This is a genomic window from Agrobacterium sp. NPDC090273 (assembly GCF_044772305.1).
Taxonomy (GTDB): Bacteria; Pseudomonadota; Alphaproteobacteria; order Rhizobiales; family Rhizobiaceae; genus Agrobacterium.
In genome coordinates, this window is record NZ_JBIVYN010000013.1 from 28,527 (window position 1) to 54,078 (window position 25,552).

Annotated in this window: 25 protein-coding genes and 1 riboswitch; of the genes, 9 read left to right on the forward strand and 16 right to left on the reverse strand. The window is 56.8% G+C overall.

Annotated features, from left to right (window positions below; all coding sequences use genetic code 11):
* The first annotated feature begins 44 nt into the window (after positions 1–44).
* A complete protein-coding gene (locus tag ACIQT8_RS24280; protein WP_400970835.1) occupies positions 45–1,205 on the forward strand; it encodes an AAA family ATPase in 1,161 nt (386 codons plus the stop codon).
* A gap of 121 nt (positions 1,206–1,326) precedes the next feature.
* Here the strand turns inward: ACIQT8_RS24280 and ACIQT8_RS24285 are convergent, their stop codons facing one another.
* Both ACIQT8_RS24285 and ACIQT8_RS24290 read right to left on the reverse strand, forming a co-directional pair.
* The gene (locus ACIQT8_RS24285) at positions 1,327–3,321 is read right to left on the reverse strand and encodes a hypothetical protein (protein WP_400970837.1); all 1,995 of its coding nucleotides are present in this window, start codon (positions 3,319–3,321) and stop codon (positions 1,327–1,329) included.
* Positions 3,322–3,605: 284 nt separating this feature from the next.
* Positions 3,606–3,887, reverse strand: a complete 282-nt coding sequence (locus ACIQT8_RS24290; protein WP_400970840.1) for a hypothetical protein — start codon at positions 3,885–3,887, stop codon at positions 3,606–3,608.
* Positions 3,888–4,350: 463 nt separating this feature from the next.
* On the opposite strand from ACIQT8_RS24290, the gene ACIQT8_RS24295 reads away from it, so the two are divergent.
* Positions 4,351–5,685, forward strand: a complete 1,335-nt coding sequence (locus ACIQT8_RS24295; protein WP_400970843.1) for a solute carrier family 23 protein — start codon at positions 4,351–4,353, stop codon at positions 5,683–5,685.
* A gap of 254 nt (positions 5,686–5,939) precedes the next feature.
* On the forward strand, positions 5,940–6,482 hold the full coding sequence (locus ACIQT8_RS24300; protein ID WP_400970845.1) for a PAS domain-containing protein: 543 nt from the start codon (positions 5,940–5,942) through the stop codon (positions 6,480–6,482).
* Between the two features lie 157 nt (positions 6,483–6,639).
* Here ACIQT8_RS24300 and ACIQT8_RS24305 read toward each other — a convergent pair whose 3' ends face one another.
* The 11 genes from ACIQT8_RS24305 to ACIQT8_RS24355 all read right to left on the reverse strand — a co-directional run bounded on the left by ACIQT8_RS24305 (position 6,640) and on the right by ACIQT8_RS24355 (position 16,609).
* Entirely contained in the window at positions 6,640–7,140 is a 501-nt protein-coding gene (locus tag ACIQT8_RS24305; protein ID WP_400970848.1) for a cupin domain-containing protein, read from the reverse strand.
* Positions 7,141–7,253: 113 nt separating this feature from the next.
* Positions 7,254–8,165, reverse strand: coding sequence for an ABC transporter permease (locus ACIQT8_RS24310; RefSeq protein WP_400970851.1), 912 nt, complete (start codon positions 8,163–8,165; stop codon positions 7,254–7,256).
* Between the two features lie 13 nt (positions 8,166–8,178).
* Positions 8,179–9,279: an ABC transporter permease gene (locus tag ACIQT8_RS24315; RefSeq protein WP_400970854.1), complete on the reverse strand. Its 1,101-nt coding sequence runs from the start codon at positions 9,277–9,279 to the stop codon at positions 8,179–8,181.
* Positions 9,276–10,799, reverse strand: a complete 1,524-nt coding sequence (locus ACIQT8_RS24320; RefSeq protein ID WP_400970857.1) for an ABC transporter ATP-binding protein — start codon at positions 10,797–10,799, stop codon at positions 9,276–9,278. The genes ACIQT8_RS24315 and ACIQT8_RS24320 overlap by 4 nt, the downstream gene beginning before the upstream one ends.
* A 4-nt stretch (positions 10,800–10,803) precedes the next feature.
* On the reverse strand, positions 10,804–11,901 hold the full coding sequence (locus ACIQT8_RS24325; protein WP_400970860.1) for a BMP family ABC transporter substrate-binding protein: 1,098 nt from the start codon (positions 11,899–11,901) through the stop codon (positions 10,804–10,806).
* Between the two features lie 23 nt (positions 11,902–11,924).
* On the reverse strand, positions 11,925–13,304 hold the full coding sequence (locus ACIQT8_RS24330) for an amidohydrolase (protein ID WP_400970863.1): 1,380 nt from the start codon (positions 13,302–13,304) through the stop codon (positions 11,925–11,927).
* A gap of 1 nt (position 13,305) precedes the next feature.
* Positions 13,306–13,965 (reverse strand): glutathione S-transferase family protein, encoded by a 660-nt coding sequence (locus tag ACIQT8_RS24335; protein ID WP_400970865.1) that lies wholly within the window; start codon positions 13,963–13,965, stop codon positions 13,306–13,308.
* Positions 13,962–14,807 (reverse strand): aromatic ring-hydroxylating dioxygenase subunit alpha, encoded by an 846-nt coding sequence (locus ACIQT8_RS24340; RefSeq protein WP_400970867.1) that lies wholly within the window; start codon positions 14,805–14,807, stop codon positions 13,962–13,964. Before ACIQT8_RS24340 ends, ACIQT8_RS24335 begins: the two co-directional genes overlap by 4 nt.
* Positions 14,804–15,451 (reverse strand): Rieske 2Fe-2S domain-containing protein, encoded by a 648-nt coding sequence (locus ACIQT8_RS24345; RefSeq protein ID WP_400970869.1) that lies wholly within the window; start codon positions 15,449–15,451, stop codon positions 14,804–14,806. Before ACIQT8_RS24345 ends, ACIQT8_RS24340 begins: the two co-directional genes overlap by 4 nt.
* 169 nt (positions 15,452–15,620) lie before the next feature.
* The gene (locus ACIQT8_RS24350; RefSeq protein ID WP_138791610.1) at positions 15,621–15,878 is read right to left on the reverse strand and encodes an acylphosphatase; all 258 of its coding nucleotides are present in this window, start codon (positions 15,876–15,878) and stop codon (positions 15,621–15,623) included.
* 101 nt (positions 15,879–15,979) lie between these two features.
* Positions 15,980–16,609 (reverse strand): TetR/AcrR family transcriptional regulator, encoded by a 630-nt coding sequence (locus ACIQT8_RS24355; RefSeq protein ID WP_400970871.1) that lies wholly within the window; start codon positions 16,607–16,609, stop codon positions 15,980–15,982.
* 87 nt (positions 16,610–16,696) lie between these two features.
* Here ACIQT8_RS24355 and ACIQT8_RS24360 point away from each other — a divergent pair, with 87 nt between their 5' ends.
* The gene (locus ACIQT8_RS24360; RefSeq protein WP_262527152.1) at positions 16,697–17,470 is read left to right on the forward strand and encodes an SDR family oxidoreductase; all 774 of its coding nucleotides are present in this window, start codon (positions 16,697–16,699) and stop codon (positions 17,468–17,470) included.
* Between the two features lie 229 nt (positions 17,471–17,699).
* Entirely contained in the window at positions 17,700–19,769 is a 2,070-nt protein-coding gene (locus tag ACIQT8_RS24365; RefSeq protein ID WP_400970874.1) for an ATP-binding protein, read from the forward strand.
* Positions 19,770–19,845: 76 nt separating this feature from the next.
* On the opposite strand, the gene ACIQT8_RS24370 is transcribed toward ACIQT8_RS24365, so the two are convergent.
* Entirely contained in the window at positions 19,846–20,133 is a 288-nt protein-coding gene (locus ACIQT8_RS24370) for a PepSY domain-containing protein (protein ID WP_400970877.1), read from the reverse strand.
* Positions 20,134–20,272: 139 nt separating this feature from the next.
* On the opposite strand from ACIQT8_RS24370, the gene ACIQT8_RS24375 reads away from it, so the two are divergent.
* From ACIQT8_RS24375 to ACIQT8_RS24385, 3 genes are read left to right on the forward strand one after another with little or no spacing between them, the layout of a single operon-like run.
* Positions 20,273–20,590 carry a PepSY domain-containing protein gene (locus ACIQT8_RS24375; RefSeq protein WP_400970880.1) on the forward strand — a complete coding sequence of 106 codons (318 nt, stop codon included), beginning with the start codon at positions 20,273–20,275 and terminating at the stop codon, positions 20,588–20,590.
* Positions 20,591–20,595: 5 nt separating this feature from the next.
* Positions 20,596–21,255, forward strand: a complete 660-nt coding sequence (locus ACIQT8_RS24380) for a response regulator transcription factor (RefSeq protein WP_400970883.1) — start codon at positions 20,596–20,598, stop codon at positions 21,253–21,255.
* The gene (locus ACIQT8_RS24385) at positions 21,252–22,625 is read left to right on the forward strand and encodes a sensor histidine kinase (protein ID WP_400970886.1); all 1,374 of its coding nucleotides are present in this window, start codon (positions 21,252–21,254) and stop codon (positions 22,623–22,625) included. Before ACIQT8_RS24380 ends, ACIQT8_RS24385 begins: the two co-directional genes overlap by 4 nt.
* Before the next feature lie 139 nt (positions 22,626–22,764).
* Here ACIQT8_RS24385 and ACIQT8_RS24390 read toward each other — a convergent pair whose 3' ends face one another.
* A complete protein-coding gene (locus ACIQT8_RS24390) occupies positions 22,765–23,703 on the reverse strand; it encodes a DMT family transporter (RefSeq protein ID WP_400970888.1) in 939 nt (312 codons plus the stop codon).
* Positions 23,704–23,828: 125 nt separating this feature from the next.
* On the opposite strand from ACIQT8_RS24390, the gene ACIQT8_RS24395 reads away from it, so the two are divergent.
* Positions 23,829–24,356, forward strand: a complete 528-nt coding sequence (locus ACIQT8_RS24395; protein WP_262527140.1) for an Lrp/AsnC family transcriptional regulator — start codon at positions 23,829–23,831, stop codon at positions 24,354–24,356.
* 144 nt (positions 24,357–24,500) lie between these two features.
* Here ACIQT8_RS24395 and ribB read toward each other — a convergent pair whose 3' ends face one another.
* A complete protein-coding gene (gene ribB, locus ACIQT8_RS24400) occupies positions 24,501–25,130 on the reverse strand; it encodes a 3,4-dihydroxy-2-butanone-4-phosphate synthase (protein ID WP_400970892.1) in 630 nt (209 codons plus the stop codon).
* A gap of 116 nt (positions 25,131–25,246) precedes the next feature.
* Positions 25,247–25,392: riboswitch (FMN riboswitch) on the reverse strand.
* Positions 25,393–25,552: the final 160 nt, after the last annotated feature.

A 25,552-nucleotide genomic window follows, 5' to 3' on the forward strand; every position in this document is an offset into this window, starting at 1 on the left:
ACATCTCTTGCCTTCGCAACGCGAACCATGAGAGGTTCGCGCCCATGATTTTGACCATTGCCATTGCGGGTTATCGTTCGCTTCGCAATCTCATCTTGCCGCTCGAAAAGCTTACCGTCGTGACGGGTGCCAACGGTTCGGGCAAGTCGAGTTTCTATCGTGCACTGAAGTTGCTTGCCGATGTTGCACAGGGCAGGGCGATTGCGTCGCTTGCTGCAGAAGGCGGGCTGCAATCAACGCTCTGGGCCGGGCCGGAGGTGTTTTCCCGCGGCATGAAGGATGGCAGCGTGCCCCTGCAGGGAACGGTCCGTAAAAATCCCGTCGCCCTGAAACTCGGATTTGCTTCTGACGACTACGGTTATGCGATCGATCTTGGCTTGCCGGTGCCGCCACCGCCGCCGAGCTATTTTTCACTCGATCCTGCCATCAAGGCGGAGGCGGTCTGGGCAGGGGAGGTTTTAAGCCGTCGGAATGTTTTCGCCGAACGTACAGGGCCGGTTGTTTCTGTGCTTTCAACGAGTGGTAAGCGCCAGGTGCTGTTGCACGATCTCTCTTCATTCGAAAGCATGATGACGCAGTCAGCAGACCCGAAGAACCTTCCTGAGCTGCTTTACCTGCGTGCCAGGATGAGTGGCTGGCGTTTTTATGACCATTTCCGCACCGATCCGCATGCGCCTGTCCGGCAAATGCAGATTGGAACCAGAACCCCTGTTCTGTCATCCGACGGAGCCGATCTGGCTGCTGCCGTTGCCACCATCCTGGAGATCGGGGATGCGCAAGGCTTCCATGCCGCGATTGAAGACGCATTTCCTGGTAGCTCGATCGAGATCAAAGAAGAGCGCGGGCGCTTCGAGCTCATGATGGGGCAGCGAGGTTTGTTGCGGCCATTGTCGACTGCCGAACTGTCAGACGGCACTTTGAGATATCTCTTGCTCGTTGCTGCGCTCATGACACCGCGCCCGCCGACATTGATGGTGCTGAACGAGCCTGAAACCAGCCTGCATCCAAGCCTGCTTGCGCCGCTTGCCCGCCTGATTATGCTCGCGTGTCAGCGGTCGCAGATCGTTGTCGTATCCCACGCTGACGAACTGGTATCGCAACTCGGTGATGAGGGAAGCGCCTCGATGATAAGGCTGACCAAGGTGCTTGGTGAAACGGTGGCAGTGGATGTCGAGGCGCCGGCATGGGCATGGCCGGCGCGCTGAGGACCTGTCCATGTCACGCCCGTAATTGTGCTCCGGAAAAAACGATCCTTCGGCGCGAGCACCAAATCTCAAAGTGGGCCGGCTTCGATTGACCGGCCCGACATTTTTTTAAAGAGACGATTTAGTTGGCTGTCGCCTCGATCTCGACCTTGTCGAGAAGGAGCATGGGGTCCTGAGATGCTGCAACCAGGTCAAACACGCCAAGGCCATTGGGGCCCTTCGCGCGGGCTGTCATGTTCAGGGTTCCAGGGGTGCCGATGAAGCGCAGAACGGCCTCGGTAACACCCTGCAGGTTTGGTCGCTCGCTTGCAGCTTGCTGCAATCCTATAGTGGCGACCATCGTCAGGGCTCCCCGCGCCTGTTCTTCCGTCATGCCATTTTCTGCAGCAAAGAGCTTGATACCCTTGGCAATCAGCCCTTCATCCTTCACAGTCAACTTTGCTTCGCGACCGGCGAGACCGAAAAGAGCTGCCTGTATGCGGTTGGTATCAAGCGTGAAAAACTCCTCGGTAAAACCGCTGACCAGGCCGGAAAAATTGACGCTGCCGATATCCTTGCCATCAAGAGATATTTCCCGGATCACCAGATTTTTGTTCGCTTCGTCCCAGCCTGCGGAAAGCGCGTAGGAAAGGGTCAGCGTTTCCAGGCCGAGTTTACGTAACTGGACAAATGCCTCATCCGTTGTGTCTTCGGGAATGGGGAGAGTGAGATTTTCCTGCTTGATCAGAATGTCGCTTGGAATACCATTATGAGGTTTGGTCAGTGCCATCTCATAGTTCTTGAGCGTGAATTTAACGCGCTCGGGAACGGCGACCGTGGCTTCATCTCCCTCTGTTTTCGGAGTGGTGAAATCTGCGTCAATGCCTGCAACGCGAATAGTGCCCAGCTCAGGCATCAGTTCGTTGTAGGGAAAATTTTCGATCTCCTGTTCATTGAGGCCGACGAGTTTGTACAGACCCTCAACTGTCGAACTCCAATCGAAGCCGCTAAGACTTGCCTCGGCGATTTCGAGTTTGTCTTCGCCAGTCCCTAACGACATGCCGTTCGAGACGATGTTCAGCTTGCGGCCGTCCGTTTGTAACACCGTGCGTGCAATGGAATATTTGGCTCTTTTGCCGGCTTCCTGTTTATCAGGGCCGTCAACCTTGAAACCGACTAGCTCGATATCGTTTTTGACAAACATATCGATGACGGATTGGCCCTTGGCGAAGATTGCCTGACGCTCCCGCGGAGGCAACTCTTTAAGACTTGTTGTTTCTGGCAACGACTTTAGCATGTCTTCAAGCGGTTCGGACGGCATACGCATAGTCAAGCCGTTGCTGCGTATTTCGTCATAGCTGATTTGGTTTTCACCGTCCGAGACCTCAATTTTCTTGACGGAGAGCGCGCCCCAGACACGTTTCGCCACGTCATCAGTTCCGGCTTTTTCCGTGCGTATCCGAGCAATATAGGCAAAATCGAAATCATTGCCCAATATCGTGCCCGTCGAGACGGACAAGCGCTTTGTCTTTGCTGCATCATTGTCTGTCGGGATGTTTGTCGATGTGTCGAAACTTACGCTATCGGCAGAGTATTGTGCAATCTTGCCATTGGCGATGTCAGAGAGAACGACATTCTTGTATAAGGCGTTCTTGATTGGCGGGTTGTTGAACCCTGCAATGATCATCTCGGGAGTAGAGATGCTTTTTGCTTCAAAGCTTTCCATACGCTTTGAAATTGGGACGTTGCTATCGGTTAGACGTGCATGATCAAAACTTGCTTCTTCTACCCGCACTTGAGGCATCGACACGGAGATGAACGGTTTCAAGATTTCTACGCCCTTCAGCTCCAGCTCGCTTTTCAGGAAGGGGATTTTGTGCTGGCCATCGACCGCTGCAATACGAACAATGGTGTGATCGGGAAGCGAAAACTTTAGGTTGCGCAGATGAACTCTTCCAAGGAAATCAACCTCGACGGAATCGGCTCTGCCGCCATTGAGGGCAACAAATTCGCTGACCTTGCCTTCGTAGATGGTCTTTGCTCCGACAACGCCCGCAGCAGCGATCGCGACGACTGCGACGGCTGCCCATAGTGCCTTGCGCCGGCGCTTGCCGGCCTGGTTGTTTACCTGTTCCACGCAACTGCCCTTTTTCGACGTGAATTGAGACTGTGCGTCTTTTAGGCACGCCCAGGTTGCTTCGCAAGCCTGTTGGACGGCGAAAGTTGGATTACATTCTACCGTGGGAAAACGGTTGTTTTTCAACCAGTTTCGTCAGCCGGGTGCCGGCCTGACAAGAGCGATGCTGACAGCCGCTGACGCTGCGGAATAAAAGTCTCCGTACATGTGTTGACTGCACGCTGGTGGGTCAATCGCAGGCGAGGCTGCGGTTTTGCGTCAACGCACAAAACCGCAGGAAGCTTTCAGGCCGAAAACTTGACGGTCACGCCGCGCTGACGGAAATACGCCTGCATCAGCTTGCGTCCAGAGCGATTGTTATGGGCGAGCCTTGCCGGGTCGAAGATGGCTTCCTTGGCGCCTTCGCGTGCCATTGCCGACTTGAGGGCGGCAATATGTTCATCGATGCCGGCATTGTCCGATTGGATCGATGCGTAAATTTTCTCAACTGTTTCGGCGACGGTTGGTTCGCTCACGGTGGTATCCTCTCTTTGTTCAAACTGGCCGGATATCACAAATTTTCCCATTGGTATGCCTGCATTTGATCCGCCTGCTTTAAGGTATCACCGGGATGCTTTTTTATAACTCATCCCGGGTGGTGTTCGTGGGTCATAGCAAAAGTTTCTATAACTCATCGGCGGGAACGGACCGCGCGTCGATTGGCCGGACGTAAGTCAAGACGACGTGAGCTTGGCGCGGGTCGCGCGACAGAGCTGTTGGCTATCAGATGGCAATGTCGTGTGTTTTGTTTACGCTCAAGGCAATCTCAACGTCCTGGCAACGCCGTTGTGGGTAAGCATCGGCTTCCCAATGACATTGCCGCCCGATTGGCGTATCGGAGGCTTTGGCAAATACTTTCGTACGATTCACACCTCAAAGCTTGCGCTGAGGGGTTGGTGACCTGCGCTTCGGTATGGCCAATCATCTTATCTTCCGATCCGGACATCATCATAAAAAGCTTCGGGCGGACAAACATCAGGGGGTAGACACATGAGCGAGACGGGCGGGTATTTTCCGCGGTGGCGGCTGAAGACGGAAGGGCGCATCCTGCCTGATGAGCGTTTGCCGGCAGGACAGACAATCGTGCTGGGTTTGCAGCATGTCGTCGCTATGTTCGGCTCGACCGTTCTGGCGCCGATCCTGATGGGCTTTGACCCGAATGTGTCGATCCTGTTTTCCGGCATCGCCACGCTGATCTTCTTCGTTGCTGTCGGCGGTCGTGTACCGAGCTATCTTGGTTCGTCTTTCGGCTTTATCGGTCCCGTTCTCGTGGCGACAGGCGCTGCGGTCGGCGTTGCCAATCCCAACATCGGAGTTGCGCTTGGAGGGATCATTGCTGCCGGGGCGCTCTACGCGCTGATCGGTGTGATCGTCATGGTTGCCGGTCATCGCTGGATCGAACGGCTAATGCCGCCGGTGCTGACAGGCGCGATTGTCGCGGCCATCGGTCTGGTGCTTGCGCCGATCGCCATTTCCAGCGCATCGGGTGTGGGGCCGGCAACGCCTGATGGCAATCAGTTCTCGCGCTGGATCGCCATCATCACCTTCGCGGCTGTGGGTCTCGTCGCCGTCTATGCGCCGGGCATGACACGTCGCTTGCCGATCCTGATTGGCGGCGCGATCGGTTACATTGCCTACCTGGTGTTTGCAAACGGCATGGGATATGGCGCAGCGGTTGATTTTTCAGGTGTTGCAGCGGCCTCATGGTTCGGCATGCCGACATTCACCGCGCCAGTGTTCACCGCTTCGGCGATCACACTGATCGCTCCTGTTGTTATCATTCTCGTGGCGGAAAACCTCGGTCATATCAAGGCGATTGGCGCCATGACGGGTCGCAATCTTGATCCCTATCTCGGTCGTGCCTTCATTGGTGATGGTGTCGCGACCATGGTGTCGGGCGCATTCGGTGCAACCGGTATGACGACCTATGCGGAGAACATGGGTGTGATGGCCGTCACCCGCATTTTCTCGACGCTCGTCTTCCTCGTTGCTGCGGCTGTAGCCATCCTGCTCGGTTTTTCGCCGAAGTTCGGTGCACTGATCCAGACCATTCCGGGCCCTGTCCTCGGTGGTCTTTCCATCGTCGTTTTCGGTCTTATCGCCGCAACGGCCGGCCGTATCTGGGTGGAAAACAAGGTTGATTTTGCAGAGCCTCGCAACCTCATCACCGTTGGCGTTGCTCTGGTCCTTGGTGCTGGCAATTTCAAGCTCGATATTGCGGGCTTTACGCTCGATGGCATTGGTACGGCAACGATTGGCGCGATCGTTCTTTACCATGCACTTGGTTTTGCCGGTTCGCGCGACAGCAACGACCGTATTGCCTGATTGAGCAATGCGCACTCCCTGTTGATATGCCGGGGAGTGCGGTTTTACATCGGCCCGGGAAAGCCTTGCGACCTTTCCGGTCGGGTATGGTCGCCCGCTCTTAGATCATCGCCGTTTCGAGCTGGAAACGGCGATGATCATGGCGCATTGCGCTTTTTCAACTTTCCGTCAATCGCCTACATTACAAATCAGCTCTTGATTGCTACGATACTTGGATAACTCAAACATAAACATTGATGCGCTTGGGGGATGACATGCGAAATCATCTGGTTCGTGCAGAGTTGCTGAGTGTGCCGAGGACTGTTCTGGAGGAAGCGGCGGTCTTTAGCTGGATTGTGCAGGAAAACCGTTTTTGCGGTGACGAAAACTTTGCGAAGATATTTGGCATGGACAAGGCAAAGGTGGCTGCCGGACTACCGATCGAGGAGTTCCTCGATCGCGTCAATCCCGCTGAACGCCCCCGTGTTGCCAAATCAGTCCACCACTCGCTGGTGACGAGTGAACCATGTGCTCAAGACTATGAGATATGGCGAAAGGATGGGTCCAGGGTTGAGGTTTCTGCCGTGGCGCGGTGTTTCCGTGAAGAAACGGGAGAACCGGTTGAATATATCGGGTGTATGTACCCGCACCGGGACAGTTTCTCAGACTACGAAACTCTCAAACTCCAATGCCTGGATCTTATTGACCTCTCTCAGTCTCTTGGCGATCATCTGTCAAAGAAGGACGCGCTCAGGCTGGCGCTTGCAGCTGTTGAAGAGGTATTCCCAGAGGATTCCGATCGAAGGATTTTACATTGAAAACAAGAGCGATTGGGCTCTGAGTTTTGATATGGAGCCGGATAGTGCGCGCTGAAAATGGCCAGGGTCCCGGGAGTTGGCTTCCAAAAGTGCCGGGATCACTTGGGACGCGTTTCGCCGTTCGAGTACCCGCTGCCGCGTAATCAGTTCACCTGCTTCAGTCGTGCGGATGTTTGTGAATGGGATCGACCCAGTAGACGGTTTCCGGTTTTTCAACCGGGTCGATATCCGTGATGTTTACGACGACGGCTTCGTTGTCAGACCGTACCAGAACGCATTCCAGAACATTTTCCGGATCGGCGTTGATTTCCTGATGTGGAACATAGGGCGGCACAAAGATGAAATCCCCGGGGCCTGCTTCTGCCGTGAATTCGAGCTTCTCGCCCCAGCGCATCCTTGCCTTGCCACGCACAACGAAGATGACGCTTTCCAACGCGCCGTGGTGATGAACGCCTGTCTTGGCGTTGGGCTCAATGGCCACCGTGCCAGCCCATATCTTTTGCGCGCCGACCCGGGCATGGTTGATGGCGGCCTGACGAAACATGCCCGGTGTCTGGGCCGTGTTCGGGTCCAGGCGATCGCCCTTGATGACCTGAACTCCATCATGCTTCCAGCTCGGTTCATCGTGGTGGTGGTCATGATCATGGTGATCGGTCATCGTCGTTGCTCCTCCGCATCAATGGTCCAAGAGACTGTCACGAAAATGACCGTGCTCATATGTCTTTCGAACGATACCATGCTTTTGAAGTTCCAATATCTCGGCTGTTTCATTCATCGATCAAACGGTTCTCCGAGCGATGCAACCCCGTTCAGTTTGAGAAGGCGCCGGTCTGCCGAGATGATGCCGAGCACGATAATTGTGACGAGATAGGGCAGGCTGGAGAGCAGTTGTGAAGGCAGATCCACACCGGTCGCCTGTGCCGCCAGTCCTGTCAACGAGACAGCGCCGAAGAGGCATGCGCCGAGGAAGACGCGCCCGGTCAGCCACGTGCCGAACACGACAAGTGCAATCGCGATCCAGCCGCGGCCGGCAATCATTCCGTCCGCCCAGAGCGGGGTGTAGACGACCGCAGCGTAGGCACCGGCAAAACCTGCCATCAGACCCCCGAAGACGATTGCAGCAAGACGCACGGAGATGACGGAGTAACCGATTGCATGCGCGGCTTTGGGATTTTCGCCGACTGCACGGATCACCAGTCCGGCTTTCGTTTTTGAAAGCACAAACCAGACGCCCAAGGTCGCCAGCAATGCTGCCCAAACGGCAATGTCCTGGACAAAAAGTCCACCGATGACAGGAAGGTCCGAAAGCCCCGGGAACGCAAGCTTGGGCAGGCCCCTGACGGTCAGGCTTTCGTAGCTTTTGCCAAACAGGGCTGAAAGACCCTGACCGAGAATGCCGATAGCAAGGCCCGTCGCTACCTGATTGGCCCGAATGCCAAGTACGACAAAGGCAAAGATGAGCGACAGGAGGGCTGCGCCCAGCCCACCGGCTATAAAGCCAAGCAGATGCCCGCCGCCATGATAAACGACGATGAATGCGATCACGGCGCCGAGTGCCATCAATCCTTCGACGCCAAGATTGAGCACGCCGGCCCGTTCAACGACCAGTTCGCCAAGTGCGGCTAGGAGAAACGGTGTTGCTGCCGCCAGCATGCCTGCCACAATGAATTCGATACCGTTCATGATGGTCTCCAGGTCATGAGGCTCTCCGACGGGTCGGGTGAGGCCATTCCAGCCGGTAGCGGACAAAGGCAACGGCGATCAGATAGGCAAGCAATAAAGACCCCTGAAAGACGCGGACGGCCGCGACAGGCAGATCTGCGGAAACCATGGCGTTGTCACCGCCGATATAAAAGGCTGCCATGAAGAGCGAGGAGAAGATGATGCCGATTGGATGGAGGCCACCGAGATAGGCGACAATAATCGCTGCGTAACCGTACCCGGTTGCGATCGAGCGCTGGAGCTGGCCAATCGGACCTGCGACTTCTGCAGCACCTGCAAGGCCCGCCGCAAACCCGCCAATCAGTAGTGACAGCCAGATCGCGCGCTTTTCGGAAAAGCCGGCGTATCCTGCCGCCCGTGGGGCAAGTCCCCCAACCTGCAGCTTGAACCCCATGAAACTCCTTTGCATGAAGATCCAGGCGGCAAGCGAGAGCGCCAGTGCAATGATCAAGGAGACGTTGACACGCGTTCCCTCTATCAGTGTTGGAACCATGGCGTCGTACTGGAACATCACCGATTGGGGAAAATTGAAGCCGTTCGGGTCTTTCCACGGCCCAAGCAGCAAATAATAGAGCAATTGTGCTGCGACGAGGCTCAGCATCAGCGACACCAGAATCTCGTTTGCATTCAGCCTCGCGCGCCAGAATGCCGTGATCGAGGCCCAAAGCGCGCCGCCGATTGCGCCGCAAAGAAGCATCGTCGGCCAGATCCAGGCGCCTTCCGCATCCGGATACCAGATCGGGATTGCGGACGCGAAGATTGCGCCGAGGATGAATTGTCCCTCAGCACCGATATTAAAGACCTTGGCGCGAAAGCCGATGGCGAGCCCCTGCGCGATGAACAGAAGCGGTCCCATTTTCAAGAGAACTTCAGAGAACGAGGACCACGAAATAAAGGGTTCCAGCAACATGGCGTGCATGACGGCAACGGGGTCTCGCCCCATCGTTACGTAAAGCCCGATGTTCAGCACGATCGCGGTTGCAAGTGCAATGACTGGAGAAAGGACGGTCGCCGTGAGGGAAGCACGCTCGCGACGAACGAAAGAGGGGAGAAGCTGGAAAGCCGATTTGCTCATGAGGCGATTTTTTCGGAGGGAGTTTGCGCGCCGATCATGTAACGACCGACTTCCTCGGGTTTGGTCTCGCTGGTGACGAGCGGTGGACTGAGGGTTCCGTGATGGAGAACTTGGATCTTGTCGGACAGTTCGAAGAGTTCTTCCAGTTCTTCTGAAATCACCAGGATTGCCATGCCTTCATTGCGAAGACGGACGAGCTTCTGGCGAATGGCGGATGCGGCACCAATATCGACACCCCAGGTAGGCTGGGCGACGAAAAGCACTTTTGGTGCCAGCATGATTTCGCGGCCGACGATGAATTTCTGAAGGTTGCCTCCAGACAATGCACCGGCTTCAGCCCCCGGTCCGGAAGTTCTGACGTCGTAGTCGCGAATGCAGATCTCCGCAAACGCCTTGGCGTTCTGTCTGACAACGAGCCCGCTACGAAGCAGTTTCAGTGGATGAGCCGTCAGAAGGCCGTTTGAGGTCAGGGACATTTCCGGGACTGCTCCGCGGCCGAGGCGGTCTTCCGGGACAAATGCAAAGCCAAGTTTTCGGCGAGCAGCGGCGCCAAGCTGGCCGACATCACGACCCATCATGAAGATCCGGTCGTGATCATGCCTGCCAAGCCGTGTCTCGCCGGAGATCAGGGCTGCAAGTTCGCTTTGACCATTTCCGGAAATCCCGGCAATGCCGAGAATTTCTCCTGCGCGAAGGCTAAGGCTTATTTTCGAAAGCGGGACGGCGAAGGGATCATCGGGCGTGTAATCGAGCCCGATCAACTCTAGGCGTGTCTCGCCAACCGAGTTGGGCGCGGCAGGCGTCGGTTCCGGCATGTCGCGCCCGATCATCATGAGGGCTAACTCATGGGCATCGTGCTGGCGCGGATCGACATTGCCGGTGACCTCGCCGGCGCGCAGGATTGTCGCCCGGTCGCAAAGCGAGCGGATTTCTTCAAGTTTGTGGGAGATGAAGAGGATTGAAACGCCTCGGTCGCGCAGGCGGCGCAGGGTTTCGAAGAGTTTTTCAACCGCCTGCGGGGGCAGCACCGAGGTCGGCTCATCAAGGATCAGGAGCTTCGGGTCGGTCATCAGGCAGCGAATGATTTCGACGCGTTGCCGCTCTCCAACCGACAGCGCGTGCACATGCGCCAGAGGATCGACCTCCAGCCCGAAATCGCGGCCGAGTTCGCGCATACGCTCGGCAAGGTCTGCTTTTTTCCTGGGCATGACGAGCTGGATGTTTTCCACAACCGTCAGCGTTTCAAACAGCGAAAAATGCTGGAAAACCATGCCGATTCCACGGCGTCTTGCTTCAGCCGGCGAGGCAATCGTGATTGCCTCGCCGTTCCATGAAAGGCTCCCGTCGTCCGGCTGCTCGACGCCGTAGATCAGTTTCATCAAAGTCGATTTGCCAGCCCCGTTTTCACCGAGGATTGCGTGGATCGACTGGGGAGCGACATCGAGATCGATCGCTTTGTTGGCACTGATCTGTCCGTAGCTCTTCGAGACGCTGCGAAGCGACAGGAGTGGTGTTGTCATTGCATCACTTCGGAAGCGGCGTGGTAACGCCCTTGACGTGCCAGTTCATCGCGACGATCTCGCCATCCGACAGTGCCGTGCCGGCTTTGACGCCCTCACTGCCATCGGCCTTGGTAATCGGACCGGTGAAGGGCGAGAAGCTGCCATCGGCGATCTTTGCTTCGAGTTCCTTGATCTTGGCCATCGTGTCGGCAGGGATATCCGGATTCCAGTCAACAACTTCGACAACCTTGTCGGCAACGCCGAGGAACGCATTTGCACCCTTGAATGTCCCGGCAAAATGGGCTTCGACCGACGCCTTGAAGAACGGCGACCAGTCGGTTGCGACACAGCCGAGATATGTTTTCGGCGCGTATTTCTTCATCGAGGAATTGAGGTTGAAGGAATAGACGCCCGCTTCTTCGCAGGCCGCGACCACAGACGGCGTATCCTGGGCATTGGAGAAGATCACATCACATTTTTGCGCCATCAGCGCTTTCGCTGCTTCCTGCTCCTTGGCCGGGTCGAACCATGAATTGACCCAGACAACCGACACTTCAATGTCCGGCTTGACCGCCTGGGCGCCTAGGGTGAAGGCGTTGATCGACGTGATCAGCTCCGGAATGGCGAAGGCCGAGACAGAACCGATTTTGCCGGTTTTGGAAACTGCGGCTGCCGCCATGCCGAGGAGATAGGTCCCCTGGAAATACTTGGCTGCAAACGGCGAGAAGTTCGGCGCAACCTGGAAGCCGGACGCATGCAGAACGGTGACTTTCTTATCACGGCGTGCGACCTGCAACGCTCCATTCTGATAACCAAAGGAACCGGCGATCAGGAACTTGTTCCCGTCGGCCACGGTCTTGGTCATGATGCGATCGGCATCCGGGCCTTCGGCGATGTTTTCGATGACGGTGACTTTCACCTTGTCGCCAAACGCAGTTTTGACTGGCTCGAGGCCGGCTGCAAGAGCGTGGCCCCAGCCGACATCGCCGACCGGAGAGGGGACGACGAGTGTAATGCCGAGCGGCTCGTCAGCCGCAAATGCGGCGCGGCCGCCGAAAGCGCCAGCCAGACCAGTGGCGGCGGCAGCCTGCATCAGGTTTCTGCGGGTCAAAGTGGTCATTCTGTTCTTCCCTCTTTTGGTTCTTAGAATTCGATGGTGGCAAGTGCGGCTTCGGCATCCGCCGACAGTTTTTGTTCGTCGAGACCGATAAATTCGCCTTTCTGCCAGACGATCTTGCCGTTGATCATTGTCATGTCCGTCGTCGCGCCGATGCCGACACGAGGAATGAGGCTGAGCGGGTCATGTCGTGTGCCGACATAATCCAAGCGGCGGGTGTCGAGGGCAAAAAGATCGGCAGCCATTCCAGGGGCCAGACGACCGATGTCCTTGCGGCCAAGCAGGCTCGCGCCCCCTGTCGTGCCGTATCCAAGAAAATCGACAGGCGCCGGGACCGGATGCTGGCGCGTTGATGAGACGAGGCACTGCAGCATGTAGGCGGAGTGCAGGCAGTGCATCAGGTTTGAATTGTCGTTGGATGCGGCACCATCGCAGCCAAGTCCGACACGCAGGCCGAACGCTGCCATTGCGGGAATGTCGGTCACTTCTGCACCCACGAGATAGACGGGTTCAGGGCAATGGGCGACACCCGTGCCGCTTGCCGCCATTGTCTTCAGCTCATCATGGGTAAGCTCCCAGCAATGGGCGTAGAAGGCATCGGGGCCGGCGAAGCCGATTTTCTCGAGATAATCGACGGTGCGCAGTCCGTGGCGTGCCTTGATGACTTCGCTTTCGCCTTCACCGACATGGGTGTGAAGAAAAACGCCTCGATCGCGCGCAAGTGCGACCGATTCCACGAAGGTCTCGCGATAGGAGTTGACCGGCTGGCATGGGGATACGACCACCTGACGCATGCTGAATGGATTTGCGTCGTGATAGGTGTCGATCAACCGTGCGCAATCACCAATGAATTCGTCGGTCGTTTCAAGCATCTCGTCGGGAATGGTCGAGCCTTCCGACTTTGGAAGGGTATTGCCGCCACGGCCGGCATGAAACCGCATGCCGAACATATCCGCTGCTTCGAATTGCCGATCAATGAGCCGCCGGCCAGCGTGGCGTGGGAAGTTGTACTGGTGATCAAATGCCGTTGTACAGCCGTGCTTGATCAGCTCCGCCATTGCCGTCACCGAAGAATGATAGAAGCAGTCTTCTGTCAGGCGGGAAAAGACAGGGTAGATGCGGTCGAGCCATTCGATGACCGAGAGTTTCGTCCAGTCGAGATCGGCACGGTTGCGAACGAAGCACTGGAAGAAGTGGTGATGCGTGTTGATGAGCCCCGGGTAGACGAACCAACCTGTGGCGTCGTGAATGAGCGTGTCTTCGGGGAGGCCCTTGAGCCCGAGGTCCGGACCAATCGCTTTGATAGCCGGTCCTTCGGTCAAAAGATCGACATCGCGGTGCACGACAGGGCCAGTTCCGTCATCAACGACGACGGCTGCGCAATTCTTGAAAAGATATCCGGCCATATTACGCCGTCTCCGACTGGATTTCCGGCTCTGGCTTCAGTTCATGCAGCCGGTGAATGCCAGGCATTTCAATAAATCCGGGAAGTGAGCGAAGCGCGCGCGACCAGAGCCGGATCGTGGGGTAGGGATCGAGCGAGACATTGCCGTCTGGTGCGAGCGCCACGTAGGGAAAGCAGGCGATGTCAGCGATCGTCGGCCGGTCACCAGCAAGAAAGCGATGGCCTCGGATGGCCTGTTCAGCAAGCCCGGCCTCAAGCTCACGAAGGGCTGTGATCCCTGCCTTCTGCAATGCATCGATGTTGCCGGGGACGAGGAGCATCTGATGAAGGCGCGCGCCACCAAGGCTCGATGTCAGCCTGGCAGAAAATGCGAGCCATTGCTGGGTACGCGAAGTCTCTTCTGCGCTGCCGTTACCCAACCATTCCGGTGCAGCGGATGTAGCAATGTAGGCAAGCATGGCGGACGATTCCGTCAAAAGCAGATCATCGTCTGCAAGGATCGGGATCGTACCAGCCGGATTGATCGCCAGCATTGCCGGGCTGCGGTGCTCGGCGCCCGGATGAAAGTCCACCGGACTGATGTCGAGTTTGACACCAGCAAGTGCCGCCATCAGGCGGACCTTGTAGCAGCTCGGAGAAAGAATGTAGTCGTAAAGCTTCATTGCGCCACCAATTGCGCGCCGTAGGTATAGTTGTGGCGCTTCAACCAGCGCCGATAGGCGACCGAAGTAAGGTCGGCCCGTGTCGGGATTTCCTTACCTGGATCAAGCGGCAGCAGGGTTGGGATCTGATTTTCGAGGATTGACCGGTCCTGCAGGAAGATGGTCTGCTGGAAGTGGATGAGATCCGTCATCGGAGTATCGTCATCAAAGAGCGCCATCCACGGCCAGACGTCGCAGACATCCTCTGCAAGCGGCTGTACGAAAAGTGTAATGACGTCCCACTCCGTCGGTCGTGGTGGGCAGGTCTTGTAAAGGACCGAGCAGGTTGGTGCAGGTACACGGTACATGTATTCAGTGGTGATGCCGCCGCTTGCTGATTTCGCGGCCTGCGGCTGATAGAACTTCACCTGTGTGGCCCAAACTTCGTCTGCATCTTCGCGGATTTCGACCTTGTAGTTCTCGACCTCCGTGTGGGGTTCGGAACCTAGAATGTCGGTGTGAACAAAGGGAAAGTGGGCGATGTCGAGAAAGTTCTCGACTGCCCGAAGCGGTGAGCAGCGCACGCGTACGACACCAACCTCAACCAGTCTCCGACCCGGCTGATCTGCCTCGGGGATCGGAAATAACTCATGGGTTGGTTTTCCAAGCGATGCCCAGATATGTCCATAGCGGACACAGACAGGAAGGTTGCGGCCTGTACTGTCCGTAACAAGCGCATCCCCCTTGCTATCAAGCGCAATGGTGATCGGTTCGCCCATCAGCATTGTGGCACGGCCGCCGTTGGTCGTCTGACTGAAAAGGCCTACGGGATACCATTCGTCGAGCATACCCATCTTTGTCATGCCGCAACTCCCTGGCTGGCCAGCGCTTCTGCCTGACGGCGGAGTGTTTCGGCGGTGCGCGATGCGCCTATTCGCGAGGCGGGACCAGCGTCGCCTGCGACCAGCACATGCATCAGCGTTTCGCCATTGCCCTGGTCGGAGAGCAATAGACAGAGGCTGCCATCTTGCGTGGAAAGCACGCCGTCTGCATCAATCTTCGCTCCAGTTGCTGTTTGTATCGCCTCGAGGTCGGCAGCGACAGAGATCGAACGGAGTGGGACGAGGCCCTGAAGACGCGGTGGATCAGCCGGAGGCTTTACGGTTGCGGCCCATATGACACCATCCTGCTCTGTGACCGTGAAGGTCGCAACCCGTATGCTGTCGGGTGGCACAAGGCCTGGATGAGCCGGAATCTTGAGACAGTTTCCTTCCTGACCGTAACTCCAGCCGTGATAGATGCAGGATAAAGATTCCCCACGGACGAAACCGTGAGACAAACGCATGCCGCGATGAGGACATCGATCCGCAGATGCCGATACACGACCGGACGCGCTGCGCCATAGGGCAACTGTTTCGGTCCCAAGTCGGGCCGGCATGACGGCGAGGGGAGGAAGGTCGGAAGACAGGGCGACCGGCGCCCAACAGCCTGTCGTATCGCAAGACATGATCAAACTTTCTCAGATAGGTCAGTAATTTATCGGTGTTCCCGAAGACCTCGCACTTCGGGCAGGATGTGTCATGGAGACGAGGTTTGCACAAATATTGCTCAATGGCAATGTTGGGTCAAATAAGATGCACAGGTGTTTTGTGCTGCCAGATACGGATGATGTCATGTCAGGGTAGGTGCCGGCGCTCGATTGTCTCGACCCAGACGTCAATCGGGCCGAGGGAGCAGCCCATTTCCATCATATCGATGAGCTCCTCCGGGCCGGAGAGGTCCATGACAATCTGCTCATCGGAGGCGTGAGATACCGTTTTATCGAGGCCGAGTTTGGCGGCGTGGCGATCGATCCACGGCAGAAATGCTGCTGGTACGAGATCGCCCGATATCGTCATTCGCTCGGTCGCGTGTTTTTGCTGTTCGTGTGACATCTGTCGTCTGCATTTGCTTGTTGCATCGCATCCTAACCAAAGGCCGGCGTGAAGTCAGCGCCCTGTGCCGGAGATTTTTCAACGACGTTAATGCGTCACATTCATCCGGCGGAAATCGACCGTGTTCCAGGCCATGCGGTAAGTGCGATATCGACGAGTGCCTTCAGTCTTTCCCTGCATGCACCGTCACACGCCTGCGCGGACATGCCCTGGATCACGGCTCCGTAAAAACGCGCCAGCGTATCGGTATCTGTGTGTCCGGGCAGTTCGCCGTCTCTTACAGCGCGATCAAACCGTGCCTTGAGAGCCTGCATTGACACCTCACGCAGGGATGCGGTCATGCGCGCCACGGACGCATTTTCTTCCGAGTGCTGGAGCACTGCAGTCGACACGATGCACCCGCGCGGTTTGTCCGGCTGCGTGTCGCCATCGGCGATATCGTAGAGATGTGCCTTCAGCGCCTCAAAAGCCGGGATATCAGCCTCAAGCCTTTCCGTGCGACCCTTGTTGGCCTGCTGGATGGCGTGGTTGAGCGCCGTGCCGAACAGTTCCTCTTTCGAACCGAAGGTTGCGTAAAGCGAGGGTGGTGTGATCCCCATCGCCTGGGTGAGGTCTGAAATCGACGTTCCTTCGTAACCCCGTTCCCAGAAAAGCTGTGCAGCCACATCAAGGCCTGCCTGCCGGTCAAGCAGGCGTGGTCGTCCTCGTTTCCGCGTCGTTGTCTCATTCATTATTGTATCGATCACTATAAAAATATTGACAGGTGGTGCTCGGCTTTTATTATATCGATCGCTAGTTAAATCGCAACGGAGTGATCCATGTCTTCCAGACTGACAAATAAAGTCGCCCTGATTACGGGAAGTTCCCGCGGTATCGGCCGCGCCGCAGCCCTTGCCTTTGCCAAAGAAGGGGCGGGTCTTATCGGCGTCCATTACGCTGCAAACGCCGAGGCGGCGCAGGCGACGGTCCGCGAAATCGAGGCGCTTGGAACGAAGGCAGTCGCCATCAATGCAGATCTTCGAAGAGGTAAGGACGCGGCGGACAGCCTATGGGGGGAGTTTCGCGAAGCAGCTCAATCGTTCGCAGGCTCACCTTCGCTTGATATTCTCGTCAACAACGCGGGTATTGCTCCGGCAACACCGTTGGGGGACATGAGTGAGGCGGCCTTCGACGAGTTGATGACGATCAATTTCAAGGCACCGTTCTTCCTCATCCAGGCCGTTGCGGATCATATCCGGGACAACGGCCGTATCATCAATATCTCGACCGGGTTCACACGTGTCGCTGCGCCAACTCATCCAGCTTATGCAGCGTCAAAGGGTGCACTTGAAACGCTGACACTGGCGCTCGCCCCGCAATTCGGCCCACGCGGGATCACCGTCAATTCGGTGCTGCCGGGTGTGACGGAGACGGATATGAACGCCGAATGGCTTTCTGTTCCTGAGGCACGTTCGGGTGCCGAGGCAATGTCTGTCTTTAATCGCGTCGGTCGTGCCGACGATGTTGCCGATGTCATAACCTTTATCGCGTCGAATGACGCGCGCTGGACAACAGGGCAAAGAATTGATGCGACGGGTGGCGCGCGGCTCTGAAAGGACAGCAGCAATCTTTAATCCCGATGGGTGGCTTGCAGGAGGGCCTGCAGGCCACTGAAACGCGGGTTCCTTCATGCAATGATCGCAGCAAATTCCTTCCACTCGATCGTAGTGGAAAAATCTCGGGAACAATTTTAAGGGCAAAGCGTTATGCAGCACGCATCGGCCAAAGCGGATATGGTCGAATGACGCCCAAATCCGCAAAGCTGCAGATTCCGAGCCCCACGTGACCCAGACAGAGCTATCGAATGCGAGCGGATCTTCAAACCAGAGTGAGGCGCGCTACCGTGCATTGTTCGAGGCTGTCGATGACGGATTTTGCATCATCGAGTTTCAGGACGGCCCCCTGGGTCCATTGAGCGACTACCTGCATGTAGAAGCCAACAGCGGTTATGAGCGGCATACGGGTATTCCCGATATTGTTGGCAAGTCTGTCTACGAGATTGCTGCCAGCGAGGCGAAGGAATGGGTCGATCTCTACGGCAAGGTTCTCACAACGGGCCAGTCCATTCATTTCGAACGCGAGTTCAAGGACGCCGGACGCCACATCGAGGTTTCCGCGTCAAGGATCGAACCGGCGACGCTCAATCAGGTCGCGGTCCTTTTTCGTGATATTACCGGGCGCAAATGCGCCGAGGCGGCACTGCGCAAAAGCGAGGCCGTTGCGCGGGAGAATGGTGAACGCGTCCAGTTGGCGCTTTCTGCAGGAGCAATCATTGGGACATGGTTCTGGGACCTGCCCAACGATCGCTTCACCATTGATGATGCATTTGCAAATGCGTTCGGGCTTGATCCAGCCCTTGAACGCAGCAATTTGCGACTCACGCAGATCGTCGAAACTGTTCATCCTGACGATCAGGCCCGACTTGCCGCGGTCATCGATCAGGCCATAAAGGTTGGCGGGCCTTTTGCGCATCAGTACCGGACAAAGCGCGCTGACGGCAAATACTACTGGCTCGAGGCAAATGGCCGCGTTGATATCGCGGCGGACGGAACACCACTGAGTTTCCCGGGCGTGCTGATCGATATCGAAGGCCGTCGTGCGATCGAGGCGGAGCGCGACCGGGTTACATCCATGTTGCGCGAACTGAACGAGACCCTGGAAACGAGGGTAGCTGAGCAGACCGCTGAACTGATGGCCAAGGAAGAAGCGCTTCGGCAATCCCAGAAGATGGAGGCTGTGGGGCAACTGACCGGTGGTCTTGCCCATGACTTCAACAACCTGCTTGCGGGCGTTTCCGGTTCGCTCGACATGATAAGAACGCGGCTTCAGCAAGGCCGTATCGGCGAGCTGGATCGTTATCTGGAGGGCGCGCAGGGGGCGGTAAAGCGAGCTGCCGCATTGACCCATCGTCTGCTTGCCTTTTCGAGGCGTCAGACCCTTGATCCCAAGCCTACCAATGTCGATCGTCTGGTAGCGGGGATGCAGGAACTTATCCAGCGCACGGTAGGTCCGCAAATCTATGTTGAAACGCGCATCGGCAAGGAACTCTGGCCGACGCTTGTTGATCCGAACCAGCTCGAAAATGCACTGCTCAATCTCTGTCTGAACGCCCGCGACGCGATGCCCGATGGCGGGCGGATCACGATTGAGACGCACAACCGGCATATTGGCCAAGCCGATGCGGTCGAACTTGGGCTTGTCGTCGGCGACTACGTGGTGATGCAGGTGTCAGATACAGGGACCGGAATGACGCCGGACGTGCTTGAGAAGGCGTTTGACCCATTTTTCACGACAAAGCCGATCGGTGTCGGCACTGGTCTCGGGCTGTCGATGATTTATGGCTTTACCCGCCAATCCGGCGGCCAGGTAAAGATACAGTCGCAGTTCGGACATGGCGCCAGGGTCAGCGTGTTCCTGCCGCGGCACGATGAGCGGGAAGAAATAGAGAGCGTTTGCGAACTCGATCCTGTGCCCGCGATGGCGACGCAAAAACGAGTTCTGGTCGTCGACGACGAACCGCTTGTGAGAATGCTGGTCGTTGATGCCGTCGAGGATCTTGGGCTTCAGTCGCTCGAGGCCGGTGACGGACCGCAGGCGCTCGAGGTTCTTCGTTCGCCGACGCCGATCGATCTTTTGATTACCGATGTGGGCCTGCCGAACGGCATGAATGGTCGCCAGGTGGCGGATGCTGCCAGGGAGTTGAGACCGGGATTGAAAGTCATGTTCATCACCGGTTATGCGGAAAATGCCGTCCTTGCACCGGACCAGTTGGGTGCCGGAATGCAGGTGCTGACAAAGCCTTTCGATATGTCCGTGCTGGGACGACGCATCCAGTCGCTCTTGGAAGAATAGCAGCCATATCGATGTCCTGTCTGCTATCATGAGAGAGCGGACAGCATCGCTAAGACGTTCACTTGCTGGTTATCTGTCAGTCGTCATCGCCGTCGATCCACACCTGCTCACCCGTCTGCGGATTGAATCCTATTTCAATCTTTCTACCATCCCTGTTGCGGGCTTCCACCTCATAGCAACCGTCATCGATGTCGACATTGCGGATTTCGAGGCCAAGTGGTGCGATCCGGTTGCGAAGCTCGGCCTCGCTCATCCAGTCGGCGATCGGGACATTGCCGCAGCGGCGGTGATCATTGTCGGCGTGAGCGACACTCGACAGTCCTGTCAGGGCCAGCAGGGATGTTGCGAGTATAATGTTCTTCATGTCAGTTTCCTTTCAAATTCATTCGACCGAGGAGAAACGCGATTGCCGGGTCGATGGCAGAACCTTACGAAACCAATGCTGATCGATAACTGACAGCCTTTGTCAGCTAAATTTCAGAAAGAGCATGCTATGGGGAGGGATGATTAAGCGCCTTCTGCCACTCCTTCTTGTCTCTGTCGCAATGCTCGGTGTGTTTCCTGCAATTGCCGGAGATGGTGACCTCGATCGGCTGCGCGATGCTGTCCGGCGCGGCGAGGTCATTCCGCTTTCGCAGTTGCAGGCAAGTGTCAGAAAGGCATTTCCCGGCGAAATCATTGGCGTCAAGCTTGACGAGGATGACGGTCGCTTCATCTATGAGTTCAAGGTCTTGAAGACCAATGGTCGCCTTGTCGAGATAGAAATGGATGCCGGAGACGGTCGGGTTCTTGATGTTGATGACGACGATGATGATGATTGATCGCGATGCGCATTCTCCTGATTGAAGATGACCCGCTGATTGCCCGCGACGTGACACGAAATCTCCAGCAGGGCGGTTATATCGTCGAGCACGAACGTGACGGCGAAAGTGGCTGGTATCGGGGTGACAGCGAGATTTTTGCGGCCGTCGTTCTTGATCTGGGGCTTCCGGAGCTTGACGGCCTGTCCGTGCTCAGACGCTGGCGGCAGGCCGACAGGGAGATGCCGGTTCTGATCCTTACGGCGCGGGGCAACTGGGAGGAGCGCGTCGAGGGCATTGATGCGGGAGCCGATGACTATCTGGCAAAACCGTTCCAGATGCCTGAGCTCCTGGCTCGTCTCAGGGCGATCATCCGGCGTTCGCAAGGCAAGGCGGTTCCGGCGATGACCGCTGGACGAATGAAACTTGACCCGCGCACCAGAAGCGTTTCCCTTGATGGGGAGCCAGCAGAACTCACGCCGCTTGAATACCGATGCCTGCACTATCTTCTGGCAAATCCTGAACGGCACGTCTCGCAAATGGAGTTGACCGAACAGCTCTATTCGCAGGATTTCGAACGGGAGAGCAATTCGGTAGAGGTGCTCGTTGGACGGCTGCGCAAGAAATTTGGCAAGGACATCATCGTCACCCGCCGAGGTTATGGTTACAGGATCGGCTCGGCATGACAGTTGGCTTACCGAAGAGGGAATCTGGAGGGCGTCCGCTTTCTATCAGAGTCCGGTTTCTGCTGGTTTCGCTGGTGACGGTGCCTCTGGCGCTTTCGCTTGCGTCTCTCTTCATGATTTCTCTGTTCAAGGCCAATCTCGAACGGCGGCTTGATGCCGAGCTGAGCGGACATCTCAACAACATCGCTGCTTCATTGCAGTTTTCGGCCGAAGGTCACGTTGAGCGTCCGTCCGGTTTTTTCGACAAGCGCTTTACCGAGGCTTACGGCGGTCTTTACTGGCAGATCAGTGAAGGTAGCACTTCCACAGCGATGCGTTCGCAATCGCTTTGGGATTTCACGCTTGCCGTGCCGGTCGAACCGGCTGGCGATGGCTCCCTCCAGCGATTTGCTATCCCCGGCCCAGATAACACGATGCTGACAGCACAGCAGCGGCAGATTTTCGTGCCTTCGCCTGGCGGGCTGCGAAGCTTGCTGATTAATGTTGCAGCCGACCGCCAGCCGCTTGAAGACGCAAGCAGGCGTTTTTCCTTTGATATTTTGCCTTACATCGCTGGTCTCGCAATTTTTCTGATCGGTGCATCCGTGGCGCAGGTCGTATTCGGATTGAAACCGCTGGCAACGCTGACCACAAGGCTGGACCGCATCCGTGAGCGGCGCAGTGGTCGTCTTGACGGCGTGTTGCCAGTAGAATTCGAGCCGGTGGAAAAAGCCGTTGACCGGTTGCTGGATGTCCAGGCGCAGTCGCTTGCAAAAGCACGCACGAGGGCTGGCGACCTCGCTCACGGTCTGAAGACGCCGCTGACGGTACTCGCCAATGACGCTCTCACCCTCCGGCAAAAGGGTGAAAGTGAAATTGCGGATGAGATTGAACGCCTGGTAATCTTGATGCGCGGCCATGTCGACGCCGAACTTGCCAGAAGCCGTATTGTTATCGACGCCGAAATGCGCCAGTCAGACGCAGATATCGGCAAGATTGTCGGGCAGGTCGTGCGGACATTGAAACGTACTCCCGCGGGGGAAACGCTCTACTGGAGGATATCTGTCGAGGAAAGCTCGGTTGAGGTTCCGGTCGATCCTAACGATCTACGCGAGCTGATCGGCAATATCCTTGAGAACGCCGTAAAATGGGCATCGGCCACTGTTGTAGTGGCATGGTCTGATCGCCGCCTGACAGTGGCAGATGACGGACCTGGCGTCCCGCCTGACAGGATACGCCAGATGACAGAGCGCGGTGTGCGACTGGATACTGACGTGCCTGGAAGCGGGTTTGGGCTGTCGATCGTCAAGGAAATCTGCTCGGTCTATGGCCTGGAGCTGTCGATTGAAAACTGCCAGGGCTCCGGCCTTCAGGTGACCGTCGGTTTTTGAGGATCAATCCCTGAGGAGCCGGGAACAGGATAGGTGGCCTAAAGTGCCCCGTGATCACTGCCAATGCTGTAACCCGTCTCTTGGCTTTGTTGACGTGCACCGATCATCTGAAGTTCGGCGTGCAGTCGCAGCCATCGTGTCAGGCAGGCTTTCTCGTCGCCTTCGCCGCAAGGACCATGCCTGCAGTTACCAGAACAAGGCCGAGAACAAAGGGTGGCGTAATGCTGCTGCCCAGGATTGCAATCGAAGACAAGATTCCGATCAAGGGAACCCCAAGGGTGAAATTAGACATCGCAAAGGCCGTTATCCTGCGCCCGTATTCAGCCGAAATGACGAAGCAGGCAGAGGTCGCGACAGGGCCGATGAAGAACAGCAGTTCAATGACACGGCGATCAAGTGCGATACCGGTCGGGGCGCCCTCCAGGAAATAGGCAAACGCACTGAGTGGGACCGTCGCAATCAGCATCTGCCAGGGGGCAAGCGAAAGAGGCGAGGCGGTCCACGAATGGCGCCTGATATGCAGGATGACGAGCGACCAGCAAACAGCACCCGTTAACAGGAAGGCACTGCCTACGATCGTTTTCGAATTGGTCCAGTCAAGTTCAAGTGGAGAGCAGATGATCACGACGCCGGCAAGGCCAACGCCAAGCGCGGTCAACTGGCGGCGAGAGGGCTCCTGCTTGAAAAGGAGCCACCCCAGTAAGACTGCCCAGAGCGGTGTTGTATAAGCCAAAAGGACGGCACGGCTCGTGTCTGTATGTGTCATTGCGATCATACCCAGACCTGTGAAAGCCATCATCTGCAGAAAGCCCATGCTAGCAACGATGGGCCAGTCTTTTTTGGGTGGGAACCGCAGCATTCCGCGAAACGCAACGAAAACGAAAAGGCATATGCCGGCACTACCGAACCTGAGGGAGGCGAGCCACAGCGGTGGAACTGTGCCGAGAGCCAGCTTGGTTGCGGGCCAGCTCAGACCCCAGAGGAGAACCATGACACCCAGCCATAAATAAGTTGCTGCATGCCCTCCAAACCTGTTCTCCAGGGTTCGGGTGATCACAGTTCTCTGGCTCGGGCTCATCTCGGCAACCTCTTCAATGCTGCCGAAATTTATCCCGGTTTATGGCGGAATATCTCTTCTCATTTCGCGTTGCGTCAGTATAAATCGGATAGGTTTACCTGTTTTAGTCGTTATGTAGGTTAAATATGTCTATTGGAAGCATAGTGCTGGATGAGGCCACGTTGCGCATTCTGGATGAACTCCAGCGCAACTCCGAGATCAGCAACGCGGAGCTTGCCGACAAGGTCGGACTATCGGCTTCACCTTGCTGGCGGCGTGTGTCCGAAATGCGCTCGGCCGGTGTCATTCGTGGAGCTGTTGCGCTGGTCGACCCGTTGAAGCTCGGGCTAGCGGTCAACGTTTTCGTTCATGTCTCGCTGACGAAGCAGGACAAGGATTCCTTGGAGACCTTCACCAACGCTGTCAGTGGAAGGCCGGAGGTGATGGAATGCTACCTTATGACGGGGGAAGCGGATTTCCTGTTGAGGGTGGTTATCGAGGATCTCCTGAAGTACCAGACCTTCGTGCTGGAATGCCTGACGCAGATCCCCGGCGTCTCGAGCATCCGGTCAAGCTTTGCTCTCAATCAGGTCAAGTACACGACGGCACTCCCGACAGGACACTTGCGTGAAGGTGCAACGCAGCAGGCAGCGTTGCGTGGAAAATCTGCTTGAAAGGCGCGTCCCGTGTCCAAAGACACGGGGCCGTTTATCGAATCCTTTCCGGCTCTCGATGACGTTCGTCTTTCGCTGGCCAACCGGATTGGGAACGTAGGCCCAGATGGTCAATTGTGCGTCTGGGACCACGCCAAAGTGACTTCAGGCGGCGATGGTCATGCCATCGTTCCGGTCAAGGAAAGCGATCAGATCCTCGATCGTCACGACGAGCAGACCGTGCTTTTTGGCAAAGACTTCCAGTTGAGGCAGGCGAGCCATCGTTCCGTCGTCGTTGGCAACTTCGCAGATCACGCCGGCGGGCGCGCGTCCCGCGAGGCGGGCAAGCTCGACAGCGGCCTCCGTGTGGCCGGGACGCGCACGAACACCCTGTGGATGTGCACGTAGCGGGAAAACATGGCCCGGGCGGGCGAAGTCATCGGGTCTCGCGTCGCCCTGTGCAAGTGCCCGCACCGTTGCTGCACGGTCGGCAGCCGAAATGCCGGTGGTCGTGCCCGGGATGTAATCTACCGAAACTGTGAAAGCAGTCTTCAGCGATTCCGTGTTGCGTGCCACCATCAGCGGAATGTCGAGCGTATCCAGCCGCTCCCCTTCCATCGCCGCGCAGATCAGACCACGGGCATTGTTCATCATGAAGGCGATGTCTTTTGGCGTAGCAGCATCGGCTGCAATCACGACGTCGCCTTCGTTTTCCCGATCCTGATCGTCCACGACCACAACCATTTCACCGCGGCGAATGGCTTCAATCGCATCTTCAATTTTCGAAACTGTCATTTCCATGCCTTTCAAGGGTTATGCCAGTTGGCATCAAACTCACGACTGTCCGAAAACAGGCGCAAACATCCCTTGGGCGAACAAGCGCCACACACCCCGTGAAGGGGTGTCTGCCACGTTGCTCTCTTCCATCCGGACTATACCGTCGGCTCCGGCCTTTCACCGGATCTGCTGACCTCCCGGTTACCCGGGAGCGCTCGCGGGCTCCGGAATTGCTTCCGATACCGCCGGTGGGGAATTACACCCCGCCCTGAGAACACTTCGAGTATAGGTTTGCGCCGCAGCAAAAGGCAAGCCTGCATGCAGGCAATGTTATTCCAAAATACGCAGGCGAGGCGCGCAAAAATTCCCTTTGAAAAGGCGATCTACCCGATGAGGCAGCGGTCCGCAGTTGCGGCTGCTAGTGCGTTCTGATGCACCAA